Raw genomic sequence first — 11,521 nt, 5'->3', positions numbered from 1 at the left:
TCCGGCTCCGACGCGACCGGCTCTGACGGGTCCGGCCCTGACCTGACCGCGTCTGAGGGACCCGCTCCGAGGTGACCGGCTCAGCCCACGTCTCGACGTCGGAAGACCAGTCCCGCCCCGAGGACCACCAGGATGCAGAGTCCTCCGAGGTATGCGGCACCCTGAGCCAGCGACAGCGTCTGCTCGACGTACTCGCACGAGGTGCCCTGGGACGACGTCGTGCACTGCGACACGTAGTACGCCGCCCCATCCTGGACCCAGGCTGAGACGTTGAGCAGGACGAGCGCCGGCTGCAGCCGCGGCACGAGAGCCCCGAGCAGGTTCTCCACGAGGATCGCGTAGCCGACGACCACACCCAGCACTGCCGCGGTGTGCCGCATCCAGATGCCCATGGCGGCTCCGGCGACGCCGCCCAGCACGATGACGACGAGCATCCGAAGCGTCGTGCCCAGGGTGTCCTGCCAGTCGGCACCGGACATCGTGCCCGCCAGGTCCTGCTGGGCGTGGACGGCCCAGACTCCGGCCACGAGCAGGGCGAGCGTCAGGACGGCGGCGGGCACCAGCCCCGCACCGACCGCGAGGACCTTGCTCGCGTAGACACGGAGCCGCCGGGGCTCGAAGGTCAGCCACGTGGTGATCGCACCCGAGCTGAGCTCCGCTGCGGTGGACGTCGCGCCGACGAGCAGGGCCATGAACCCGATGAGGAAGGTCACGGGTGCGAGGACACCGGGCAGGGTGTCCTCCAGCGCCGGGGCCACGGGGACGTACCACGCGCGCTCCGGGGCCCCCATCTGGTCGCAGCCGAAGTCGAGCGTCGGGTCGTCGCTGGCCTCGCGCTCGCGCTCCTGGTCCTCGCGGCACTGCGCGACCTGCTCCTCGCCGTTCTCCTCCCAGTCCGCCAGCGCCAGGGCGTACGCGCGCTCCGCTTCCTCCAGCTGGGCAGCGGTCAGCGGGCGGACGGTGGCCGCAGTGCCCCACAGCACGAGGCCGATCGCCACGAGGGTCGCGAGCAGGGCGCCGAGGACGAGGCGTCGGGCGGCCAGCCGCTGCAGCTCCACCCACACCAGGCGGGTCATCGCCGGACCTCCCCGCTGGCCTCGTCGGTGGACGCGTCGGTCGGTGCTGCGGGCGGGCCGGCCGCCGGGCTGTCGAGCGCTGAGCCGCTGGTGAGCTCGAGGAAGACCGACTCCAGGCCGGCGCGCTGCGGGACGAGCGACTGCACCCAGATCTGGTGCTGCCCGAGGAGCCAGGTGATCCTGCCGGGGTCGGGCTCTCCCTCCACCCGCAGCGCGTCGCCGTCGAGGACGGCGAGCATGCCGCCGGTGGTGAGGACCTGGAGCGCCGCGGCTGGGTCCGGCACGCCGACGCGGACGGCGGCGGTGCGCTCGCCGATCACCTCGGCGACGGTGCCCGAGGCCAGGAGCCTGCCGCGCCCGATGATGGACACGGTGTCGGCCACCTGCTCGACCTCGGCCAGGATGTGGCTGCTCACCAGGACCGTGCGGCCCTCGCCGGCCAGGCGTCGCATCGTCTGGCGGATCTCGTGGATGCCGGCCGGGTCGAGGCCGTTGGTGGGCTCGTCGAAGATCAGAAGGTCGGGGGACTTGAGCAGGGTCGCCGCGATCGCCAGACGCTGCTTCATGCCGAGGGAGTAGCCGCTGTACCGGTCGGAGGCACGGTCGTGCAGGGCGGTGGCCGTGAGCACCTCGTCGACGCGGGTCCGGGGCGCGCCGATCGCCTGGGCGAGCAGGTCGAGGTTGCGGCGCCCGCTGAAGGCCGGGAAGAACTTGGGCGACTCGACGATCGCGCCGACGCGGCCGACGACATCGGGCAGCTGCTGCGGAACCGGGTGCCCGAAGATGCGCATCGTGCCGGCGTCGGCACGGACGAGTCCGAGCAGCATCCGGATGGTGGTGGTCTTGCCCGAGCCGTTGGGGCCGAGGAAGCCGTGGACGCCGCCGACGGGGACGGCCAGGTCGAGGTTCTCCACGGCGACCTGGCGTCCGCGGCGTCCGCGGTAGGTCTTGCGCAGGCCGCCGGTGACGACGGCGTAGTCCATGGTCATCCGGCTGCCCCCCGAAGCTCGTGGGGCGGAACCCCTGCCTGCACGCTAGCCGTCGGGAGCGGGTGGTGGGGCCAGCGGCGCCGCGCGCGTCGGCGCTCGTGGTGCAGGTGGCGTAGGTGGTGCAGAAGATTTGCCCACCCTTGACCCGACTGCGCCTTGAGGTCGCGCGGCGGGTGCCGATGGGGAGGGCATGACCACGATGCAGCTCGAGCGCGAGTCGGCGATCCTCGCCGTCGTCGACCTCGAGGTCGACGACCTCCCCCCGTTCTGGGACTAGCCCCAGGCGGTGAGCACGGACCGGGCACGGGCGCCCGGTCCGGTGGGTCGCGCGCCGAGGTCACTGCGCCCGTACCTCAGAACGGCGTCGGGCCACCCGCGTCCGGCGGGTCCGGAGGAGTCCGCACTGCCGACTCCTCCCCGAGCGGCCGCGTCGCCCGCGGCGGTACGTCCTCGTCCCCGCGGCCGGCCGGCCCAGCCACCGGCCGAGCCACCCGCCGCGGCACGTCCCAGCGTGCGGGGTCGGCGGGGACCGGGTCGCGCGTGTAGCTCCGGCCGGCCGGGCCGTGCCAGGTCGTCACCGCGGTGACGGGGTCGCGCTCGACCCGCCACCGGCCGGCGGTCTTGAGCCGGTGGTGGTGGCGGCACAGCGGGTGCAGGTTGGTCTCGATGGTCTGCTCCTCGGCGGGGCGGACCGGGTCGAACGGGTCGATGTGGTCGAGGTCGCAACGCTGGGCGGCGATCCGGCAGCCGGGGAAGGTGCAGGTGGTGTCGCGCGCCGCCACGAGGGCAGCCAGGCCGGCACTCGGGCGGTAGGTGCGGTCCCCGACGGCGATCACCACGCCGGTCTCGTCGTCCGTGAGGACCGGCCGCCACGTCGCCGCCGCGACGAGGTGCGCGACGGAGGCGAACGGCACGGGGCCGTACCCCGCGAGCTCGGCGACACCGGCGATCCCCTGGGCGTGGGCGGCGAGCGTCGCGGCCGAGACGGTGACCTGGAGGTGCGGGCGGCGGTGCTGGCGCACGGGCAACGGCGTGCCGTCCGGGCCGACGCCCGCGTCGAGGGTGCGTCGGCACAGGTCGCTCAGCGCGTCGGCCCGGCGCTGGTCGGCCGTGCGATCGTCCTCCGGCGCGGCGAACGCGGCCAGGGCGTCGACGGCCGTGAGGACCGCGATCGCGTCCGGGGCCGGGAGCAGGGCATGGATCCACGCCATGGCGTCGGGTGCCGGCACCATCCGCACGCAACGGTCTCCCCGGGCACGCTGCGCCCGCCCCGCGGTGGCGGCGGGCTCCAGACCTGCCTCGGCACGGCGGACGGCCAGCCGCAGCTGCGGTGCGGACAGGTGCGCCGCCCGCGGCAGGACGACGTCGTGGATCGCCCGGGCCGTGGGCGCGGGGAGGTGCTCCGTCTCGGTGAGGAGGAGCTGGGCCTTGCGCCGGTCGACGTCGCCGCGGCCGAGTGCGCCGTGGACGGCGGGGTAGGCGTCGAGGCCCGTCGCGAGGTCGACCACGTCCTGGGCGGCGCGCCGCGAGACGCCGAGGCGGGCGCCGACCTCGTCGGCGATGAACTCGACGTGCGAGCTCGGAGCGCGGCGCACCATCTCCGCCACCGCGAGGGCCTGGCGCGCCGCGGCCCACGAGGCGACCCGGTCCCAGCCCGCCACGACCTCGAGGAGGGTCGGTGCGTCGATGTCCGCCGGGTCGAGGCTGTCGAGGAACGCGACGAGGCCCTCGCCAGGCAGGGCGCCGTCGAGGAGCGCGGCGTCGGGGAACCGCTCGGCCCAGGACGTGGACCGGCGCAGCGCCGGTGGGGTGAGGTCTGCCACGGCTGGTCCTCCCCGGTCTCGATCCCATCGAACGTCTGTTCGAATCCTAGTCCCGGGGTCCGACACGGACCGAGCGAGCGGGAGCCCACGATGTCGCGACCCGCACGGGCGACCCCCACGGGCGGCGTGACGGACGCCGGAGCCCCGCATCCGGTACCCCGCACCTGCTCCCGTGCCGACACCCCCGAGCTCGCACCTGCGCAGCATCACCCGTAGCCCTCGACCGGCTGCGATGGTCGACAATGGACGCAGCCCGACCATCCCGACCAGCCCGCACCGCCGCACGCCGGCCCCCGGAAGGACGTCACCGTGACCGACCAGCCCCGCATGAACGTCGAGTCGTTCAACCTCGACCACCGCACCGTCGTCGCGCCGTACGTCCGGCTGGCCGACCACAAGGTGCTGCCCGCCGGCGACGTCATCAGCAAGTACGACGTGCGCTTCACCCAGCCCAACGTCGCGCACCTCGAGATGCCCGTGGTGCACTCGCTCGAGCACCTGTTCGCGGAGCACTCGCGCAACCACTCGGGCCAGGTCGTCGACTTCTCTCCGATGGGCTGCCAGACGGGCTTCTACCTCATCCTCCAGGGCGACTGGACCGACGAGGCGGTGCACGACCTCATCGCGGCGACGCTCGCCGACGTGGTGCGCGCCACCGAGGTTCCGGCCGCCAACGAGGTCCAGTGCGGCTGGGGCGCCAACCACACCCTCGAGGGCGCGCAGGCCGCCGCGACGGCCTTCCTCGCCGAGCGCGCCGCATGGAGCACGGTGACCGCGTGAGCGGGCCGACCCGTCCGGGGGGTCCGGGCCTCCGGGCCGGCTCCGGTGAACCGGGCGCCCGTGTCGACGCGGTGGTCGTCACGGCGATGGCGGACGAGTCCGCACCCTTCCTCGAGCGCGCCGACCGCGTCGGCGACGCCGTCCGGGTGGCCCACGCCGTGCAGCGCACGCTGACGGTCCACGGCCGACGCGTGCTCCTCGTCCAGTGCGGCATCGGCCTGGTCAACGCCGCGAGCGCGACGGCCGTGGCGATCCACCTCTCCGCGCCGCGCGCGGTGATCAGCGCGGGCAGCGCCGGTGGCGTGCACGCCCGGGTGCGGGTGGGCGACGTCGTCGTCGGCACGCACTACGTCTACACGGGCGCCGACGCCCGCGCGTTCGGCTACGCGCTCGGCCAGGTGCCCGGGATGCCACCGGTGTACGAGGGTCACCCGGACCTCGTCGGCGCCGCGGGCGGTGAGCACCCCGAGCTGAGCGTGCACACCGGGACCATGCTCTCGGGCGATACCTTCGTCGACGCGACCTCCGTCGACGCGGTGCGGGCGGCCTTCCCGCACGCCCTGTCGACCGACATGGAGTCCACCGCCCTGGCGCAGACGGCGCACGTGCACGGCGTGCCGTTCGTCTCGGTGCGGGGGATCTCCGACCTGTGCGGCCCGGCCGCGGGAGACGACTTCCTCACGCACGTCGACGACGCGGCGGACCGGTCCGCCGCGGTGGTGCTCCGGCTGCTCGCCGCGCTGGGCGACCGCGACTGACCGTGCACCGCCGGGGTCGCGACGCGTCCCGGCCGGCGCACGGCCGCGCGCCTCGCACCCCGCCCACCCCTACGGCTCGACCTCGAACCCGCTCCACCCCTGCGGCTGGGCCGGGCTCACCCGCACGGACGTGACCCGGGCGTACCGGGGGCCGTGGTGCAGCCAGTCGACCAGCGCACCGACCGCCTCGGGCTCACCCTCTGCGACCACCTCGACGCTGCCGTCGGACCGGTTGCGCACCCAGCCGCGCACGCCGAGACGCCGCGCCTCGACCAGGCACGACCAGCGGAACCCCACCCCCTGGACGCTGCCCTGCACCACGACGTGACGAGAGTCCACGGGTCCAGTCTGGCGCGCCGGTATCCCTTTGCGCCCGTCCTGCGTCCATGAGGTGTGCCGGCCGTCGGCACCCGGACCCAGGAGGACACCATGACCACCAACGAGAGCACCATCGACCGGATCATCCGGGCCGTCGCCGCCGTCGTCGCGATCGTCGTCGCCGTCGTCGCGGGCCCCGGCAGCGTGCTCGGCATCGTCCTGCTCGTCGTCGCCGCGGTGCTGCTCGTCACCGCGGCCGTCGGCTTCTGCCCGCTGTACCGCGTCTTCGGGATGAGCACGTGCAAGGTGCCGGCACCTCGTCCGTGACGGCTAGCGTCGGCAGGGTGCAGCCCCACGAGGTACCGCAGGCCCTGCCCGCCCTCGTCCCGGGCCTGCTGCGATTCGCGCGGACGCTCACCCGCGACCCGCAGCAGGCCGACGACCTCGTGCAGGAGACGCTGACCCGCGCCATCGAGCGCGCAGGGACGTTCCGCGGCGAGGCGTCCCTGGCGACCTGGCTGCACCGGATCGCCTACCACCTGGCCGTGGACCACTCCCGGCGGGACCGGGAGGTGCCCACCGACGAGATCGCCGAGCTGGTCGAGGCGCGCTGGCGCGAGGACAGCTACACGGTTGACGCGGCCGTGGTCGTCGCGCGGGCCGAGACCCGCGCCGAGCTCGAGGACGCCCTCATCCGGCTCCCGGTGATCTACCGCGCCGCCGTGGTGCTGCACGACGCCGACGGGCTGACCGTCGCGCAGATCGCCGAGATCACCGAGATCGGCCTGCCCGCCGCCAAGCAGCGACTCCGCCGGGGGCGGATGATGCTCGTCACCGCCCTGGCCCGTGCGGCCGAGCGGGACGTCGCCAGACGAGGAGTGCCGATGCGCTGCTGGGACGCACGCAGCCAGGTCAGCGACTACCTGGACGGGCTCCTCGACGCCGCGGGCGCTCGCCGGGTCGAGGCCCATCTCGAGGCGTGCCCGACGTGCCCGCCGCTCTACGCGTCGCTCGTGGCAGCGACCGGCGCCCTGGCCGCCACGGGCGAGCCGCACCGACCCGGCGCGCCGGGCCGACCGGGGGAGCTGCGCGACCCGGACTCCGTGGTGCACGCGGAGCTCGCCCAGCGGATCGAGCTCCGCGCGCAGGACGTCGAGCCGCGCTGACGGGTGCGCCGACCGGCCCGGCGCCGGACGCCGTCGTCCGGGAGCGTCAGACGGGCGTCACCCCGGCCATCGCCAGGAACCCCGCCACGGCGAGCATGCCCACGCCCCACCAGGTGCCCGTGCGCTCGAGCCACCGCGAGGTGCCGCCCGTGAGCTCGTCGAACCCGCGCGACGCCGCGCCCCACACCCGTCCGCGCGGCGACACCACCGCGAGCGTGCCGAGCAGGGCCAGCAGGCCGACGAGGGGCACCCATCCGCTCCAGCCCCCGTACGCGATGGCCACGGAGATCAGGATGACGGGCACGAGCACGGACGCGGCGGTGCGCAGGGGCAGCTGCGGGCCACCGCCGGGGGCGATCGGGGTCATGGTCGGACCGTAGACCTGTCCCGCACCGCCGCACCGGGACCGTGCGCGCCGGGCGTCACGAGCTGACGTCGGCCGAGGTGAACCGCGCCCAGGCGAGGGACGTCGCCACGGCGGTCCACGCCGCAGCCGACGCGAGCCCCGGCCACAGCCCGCCGAGCGCGACGGGGTCGCGCAGCAGGTCGCCGAACGCGAGCCAGTGGTGCGTGGGCAGGTAGGGGTGGATCGCGGACACCTGCGGCAGCGCGTCGAGGATCTGGCTGGTCAGCGTGATCGCCAGGACGGCCACGGTGGCGCCGATCGGCTGCTCGGTGAGCGTCGAGGCCAGCAGCCCGATCGCGCCGAGCGCGACGAGGCACACGGTGAGGTACCCGCAGACCATCGCGAGGCGCCCGAGCCCCGCGCCGAACGACAGCTCGGAGCCGGACAGGGTCACCAGGGGTCCGCCGCCGAACAGGGCGAGCCCCGCCAGCGCCCCGACGCCCGCCACGAGCAGCACGGCCGACGCGGTGAACACGACGACGCCGATCATCTTGACCGCGAGCAGCCGGGTGCGGTCCACCGGCGTGACGAGCAGGTAGCGCAGCGTGCCGAGGTTGGCCTCCCCGGCGATCGCGTCGCCCGAGATCATCGCCACGGCGATGGGCAGGAAGAACGGCAGCTCGACGGTCAGGGCTGCCAGCGCAACGAAGAGGCCGTTGTCGGTGATCTGGTCGAACACGAACGCCTGGGCGTCCCGCGACCCCGACGCCCGCACCGCGACGGCGATGATGACCGGCACGCTCGACAGCACGACAGCTCCCACGAGGTTGCGGCGTCGTCGGTAGATGAGCCACAGCTCCGAGCGCACGAGGCGGGCCAGGGTGCCCCGGGGCGCGGCGACCCGCGGTTCACCCGTTGACATCGAACCCCGCCCCCGTCAGCTGCACGAACAGCTCCTCGAGGTCCACGGTGCGCACCTCGAGCCCGCGGACTGGCACGTCGGCGTGGACGAGGGCCCGCACCACCGCCTCGGGCTCCACGAGCTCCAGGACCGCCGACACCTCCTCGCCGTCCTGCGTGACGGCGCTCAGGCCCAGGCGCGTGAGGACGAGCGCCGCACCCACCTGGTCCGTGGTGCTCACCACGAGGCGCGGCGCGGTGCGGGCGTGCAGCGCCGGCAGGGCGTCCTGGGCGACGAGCCGCCCGCGGTGCATCACGCCGACGTGCGTGCAGACCTGCTCGACCTCCGAGAGCAGGTGCGTCGACAGCACCACGGTCGCGCCGCCCTCGGCCAGCTCGACGAGCAGCCCGCGCACCTCGCGCGTGCCCTGCGGGTCGAGGCCGTTGGTCGGCTCGTCGAGCACGAGCAGGTCGCGCGGGCGCAGCAGCGCCGCGGCGATCCCCAGACGCTGGCGCATGCCCAGGGAGTAGTGCCGGTAGGTCTTGCCGGCCGCGGACCCCAGTCCGACCCGGTCGAGCGCGGCGGCGATCCGCCGGGGGGCGGTGCGTGCGTCCGCCGTCCGGTCGCCGGCGTCGAGGCGCCGCAGGTTGTCCGTCCCGGACAGGTAGGGGTGGAACGCGGGGCCCTCGACGAGCGCGCCGACCCGCGGCAGCACCGCGCCGAGCGCGGCCGGCATCGGGGAGCCCAGCAGCTCGTGGCTGCCGGCGGTGGGACGCAGCAGGCCCAGCAGGAGGCGGATGGTCGTCGTCTTGCCCGAGCCGTTGGGCCCGAGGAACCCGTAGACGGCACCCGTCGGCACCGCGAGGTCGACGTGGTCCACCGCGACCTGACCGCCGCGGAACCGCTTGGTCAGGCCGTGCGAGGAGATCGCCAGCTCGCCGGGGGTGCCGGGCACTGCGGCCATGGGGCCATCCTGGTCCCGCCGACCCGCCGCCGCGCGGTGTGGCGGCGGGTCGGCTGCGCGCGGCCTCCGGCCGAGGGCCCGGGTGCCCTCAGACCCGCGCGGCGACGGCCAGTGCCGCGGTCTCGGCGTCCCCGGCGGCGTCGAGCGCGAGGGTCAGGCCCAGCTTGGTCAGGGTGTTCTGCATCGGCGGGCCCATGTGGGACGCGGCGACGGCCCGGACGTCGTGCTCGCGCAGGAACCGCACCACCCTGGCATGGTGCGAGCCCGGGGCGCCCTCGTCGTGCAGCACGTCCCAGCCGACGGCGTGCTCGTCCCACGCGACGACCCGCCCGTCCCGGACGGTCACGAGGGCGACCAGCGGGGCCTTGCCCCAGGAGGGGCCGACCCGCCGGTCGTCGGTGACGGGGACGCAGACGACGACGGTGGTGGGCTCGGGCATGGCTGGCCTTCCTCGGTGCGGGACGCGTCCGGCCAGCATCTCACCGCGCCCGCCGGTCCCGGTCATCGGTCGACCCGCACCGTCAGTCGAGGAAGAGCGCCCGCAGGCGCCGCGCGGTGAAGACCAGCCCGCCCGCGATCATGACGAGGTAGTACCCGACGTGCACGAGCATCACCGGGCCGACGTCCCCGGTGGTCAGCCCGCGGACCATCTCCACCCCGTGCCACAGCGGCAGCGCCATGATGAGCCACTGGATGGGCTCGGGGTAGACGGACATCGGGAAGAACGTCGCCGAGAACAGGAACATCGGCAGCATGACGAAGTTGATCCAGTCCATCTGCTGGAAGGTCGACATGTAGCTGGTGATCGCCATGCCAAGGCTCGCGAAGCCGAACGCGATGAGCAGTACGGCGGGCAGCGACAGCACGGCCGTCCAGGAGAGGTTGAGCCCCAGCACCTGCATCACCGTGAGGAACCCCGCGGCGTACAGGAGCCCGCGCAGCAGCGCGTTGAGGATCTCGCCCAGCGCCACGTCGAGCGGGCCCAGCGAGGTGGCCAGCATCGCCTGGTACAGCTTGCCGAAGTGCATCTTGAAGAAGACGTTCCACGTCGAGTCGTAGACCGCCCCGTTCATCGCCGAGACCGCCAGGAGAGCGGGGGCGATGTAGGCGGCGTACGGCACGCTGGCGCCCGACGCGGTCTCGATGTCGCCGATGAAGGTGCCCAGACCCACGCCCATGGCGAGCAGGTAGAAGACGGGCTCGAAGAACCCGGACACGACGACCACCCACGTGCTCGTGCGGGTCGCCAGCAGCCCGCGGGACAGCACCGAGCGGGCGTTGCCCGCGTACAAGGAGCGGACGCCACCACGCCCGGGGACGGCCGCGACGGGCGCCGTCGTGCGCTGCTCGCTCATCCGCGCAACCTCCCCACGAAAATGCGGCGGGCCAGCACCCAGCCGCCGGCCGCCAGTGCCACGAGCACCGCAAGGTGGGTCAGTGCGGTGGTGGTGGACATCGGTGCGCCGTAGGAGACCAGCCGGCCCAGCTCGGTGGCGTGCCACAGCGGCGAGACCCAGCCGATCCAGTGGAGCCAGACGGGCAGGGTGTCGAGCGGGTAGAACGTGCCGGAGAACAGGAACATCGGGGTGAAGACGAAGCGCTGGACGGCGGCGAACTGGCCGCCGTCGTCCTTGAGCGACGCGGAGAACGCGAGCAGCGGCATGCCGAAGGCGAGCCCGGCCAGGACGCCCAGCAGCGGCAGCACGAGCGCGGCCGCTGGCCGGCCCACGGCGTCGAACGCGAGGATGAGCCCCGCATAGGCGGTCGCGACGAAGACCATCCGCGCACCAGCGGCGAGCACGAGGCCCGTGGCGATCTGGCCCGGCGCGACGGGCGACGCGTTCATCCCCCAGAACACCCGCCGCCACTTGAAGCCGGACATCACCGTGTACGTGAACTCCTCGGTGGCCACCGTCACGGTCGCGCTGACGAGCAGGGCCGGCGCCACGAAGACGACGTACGGCACCGGCCCGTCCGGGCCGAAGCCGACCGGCACGTCGAGGAAGGTCGCCAGCCCCAGCCCGATGCCCAGCAGGTACATCAGGGGCGTGCCGATGCCGGACATGACGATGGTCCAGCCGTAGGAGCGCATGGCCCGCAGCTGGTGCTCGGCGACGTACCAGGCGCCATAGCGGCGCGGGCGGACGGCCCCGGCGACGGCGGCGTCCAGCGCCGGGTCGCGCGGCGGGCGCGGGCCGATCGAGGTGCTCATGGCGGCGCTCACTCGATGAGGCTCCGTCCGGTCAGCCGGAGGAACACGTCCTCGAGGCTCGAGCGGCGCACCAGGCTGGTGGTGGGGTGCAGGCCGCGCCGCGCGGCCTGCTCGAGCGCTGCCTCGCCGTCCTCGGCGTAGACCAGCACGCGGTCGGGCAGCACCTCGACACGGTCGCCCAGCCCGGC

General features: G+C 74.3%; 14 protein-coding genes and 1 pseudogene. 4 read left to right on the top strand and 11 right to left on the bottom strand.

The features are described 5' to 3' along the window. Nucleotides 1-80 precede the first annotated feature (80 nt). The 3 genes from PKY62_RS09040 to PKY62_RS09030 all read right to left on the bottom strand — a co-directional run bounded on the left by PKY62_RS09040 (nucleotide 81) and on the right by PKY62_RS09030 (nucleotide 3,888). Nucleotides 81-1,076: an ABC transporter permease subunit gene (locus tag PKY62_RS09040; protein WP_324536380.1), complete on the bottom strand. Its 996-nt coding sequence runs from the start codon at nucleotides 1,074-1,076 to the stop codon at nucleotides 81-83. Continuing rightward, nucleotides 1,073-2,065 (bottom strand): ABC transporter ATP-binding protein, encoded by a 993-nt coding sequence (locus PKY62_RS09035; RefSeq protein ID WP_502875822.1) that lies wholly within the window; start codon nucleotides 2,063-2,065, stop codon nucleotides 1,073-1,075. Before PKY62_RS09035 ends, PKY62_RS09040 begins: the two co-directional genes overlap by 4 nt. A gap of 353 nt (nucleotides 2,066-2,418) precedes the next feature. Then, a complete protein-coding gene (locus tag PKY62_RS09030; protein WP_324536379.1) occupies nucleotides 2,419-3,888 on the bottom strand; it encodes an HNH endonuclease signature motif containing protein in 1,470 nt (489 codons plus the stop codon). 309 nt (nucleotides 3,889-4,197) lie between these two features. On the opposite strand from PKY62_RS09030, the gene PKY62_RS09025 reads away from it, so the two are divergent. Beyond that, complete coding sequence (locus tag PKY62_RS09025) at nucleotides 4,198-4,668, top strand: S-ribosylhomocysteine lyase (protein ID WP_324536378.1); 471 nt, start codon at nucleotides 4,198-4,200, stop codon at nucleotides 4,666-4,668. Continuing rightward, a complete protein-coding gene (gene mtnN / locus PKY62_RS09020) occupies nucleotides 4,665-5,426 on the top strand; it encodes a 5'-methylthioadenosine/S-adenosylhomocysteine nucleosidase (protein ID WP_324536377.1) in 762 nt (253 codons plus the stop codon). The genes PKY62_RS09025 and mtnN overlap by 4 nt, the downstream gene beginning before the upstream one ends. A gap of 69 nt (nucleotides 5,427-5,495) precedes the next feature. Here the strand turns inward: mtnN and yccX are convergent, their stop codons facing one another. Then, a complete protein-coding gene (gene yccX / locus PKY62_RS09015) occupies nucleotides 5,496-5,765 on the bottom strand; it encodes an acylphosphatase (protein WP_324536376.1) in 270 nt (89 codons plus the stop codon). 90 nt (nucleotides 5,766-5,855) lie between these two features. Between yccX and PKY62_RS09010 the strand changes: the two genes are divergently transcribed. Further along, on the top strand, nucleotides 5,856-6,071 hold the full coding sequence (locus tag PKY62_RS09010; RefSeq protein WP_324536375.1) for a YgaP-like transmembrane domain: 216 nt from the start codon (nucleotides 5,856-5,858) through the stop codon (nucleotides 6,069-6,071). 17 nt (nucleotides 6,072-6,088) lie between these two features. Then, complete coding sequence (locus PKY62_RS09005; RefSeq protein ID WP_324536374.1) at nucleotides 6,089-6,910, top strand: sigma-70 family RNA polymerase sigma factor; 822 nt, start codon at nucleotides 6,089-6,091, stop codon at nucleotides 6,908-6,910. 46 nt (nucleotides 6,911-6,956) lie between these two features. On the opposite strand, the gene PKY62_RS09000 is transcribed toward PKY62_RS09005, so the two are convergent. The 7 genes and pseudogenes from PKY62_RS09000 to PKY62_RS08970 form a co-directional block, all read right to left on the bottom strand. Next, entirely contained in the window at nucleotides 6,957-7,277 is a 321-nt protein-coding gene (locus PKY62_RS09000; RefSeq protein ID WP_324536373.1) for a hypothetical protein, read from the bottom strand. Nucleotides 7,278-7,332: 55 nt separating this feature from the next. After that, nucleotides 7,333-8,178, bottom strand: a complete 846-nt coding sequence (locus PKY62_RS08995) for an ABC transporter permease (RefSeq protein WP_324536372.1) — start codon at nucleotides 8,176-8,178, stop codon at nucleotides 7,333-7,335. Further along, nucleotides 8,165-9,121 carry an ABC transporter ATP-binding protein gene (locus PKY62_RS08990; protein ID WP_324536371.1) on the bottom strand — a complete coding sequence of 319 codons (957 nt, stop codon included), beginning with the start codon at nucleotides 9,119-9,121 and terminating at the stop codon, nucleotides 8,165-8,167. Before PKY62_RS08990 ends, PKY62_RS08995 begins: the two co-directional genes overlap by 14 nt. An 88-nt stretch (nucleotides 9,122-9,209) precedes the next feature. Further along, entirely contained in the window at nucleotides 9,210-9,560 is a 351-nt protein-coding gene (locus PKY62_RS08985; protein ID WP_324536370.1) for a NifB/NifX family molybdenum-iron cluster-binding protein, read from the bottom strand. Nucleotides 9,561-9,642: 82 nt separating this feature from the next. Further along, complete coding sequence (locus PKY62_RS08980) at nucleotides 9,643-10,476, bottom strand: ABC transporter permease (protein ID WP_324536369.1); 834 nt, start codon at nucleotides 10,474-10,476, stop codon at nucleotides 9,643-9,645. Continuing rightward, a complete protein-coding gene (locus PKY62_RS08975; RefSeq protein WP_324536368.1) occupies nucleotides 10,473-11,333 on the bottom strand; it encodes an ABC transporter permease in 861 nt (286 codons plus the stop codon). The genes PKY62_RS08980 and PKY62_RS08975 overlap by 4 nt, the downstream gene beginning before the upstream one ends. 8 nt (nucleotides 11,334-11,341) lie before the next feature. Continuing rightward, nucleotides 11,342-11,521: pseudogene (locus tag PKY62_RS08970) on the bottom strand (ABC transporter ATP-binding protein); the annotation flags it as partial.

This window comes from Actinotalea sp., assembly GCF_035443605.1.
Classification (GTDB): domain Bacteria; phylum Actinomycetota; class Actinomycetes; order Actinomycetales; family Cellulomonadaceae; genus Actinotalea.
The sequence above is the reverse complement of the archived record's forward strand: the minus strand, read 5'-3'. Positions and strand labels throughout refer to the sequence as shown.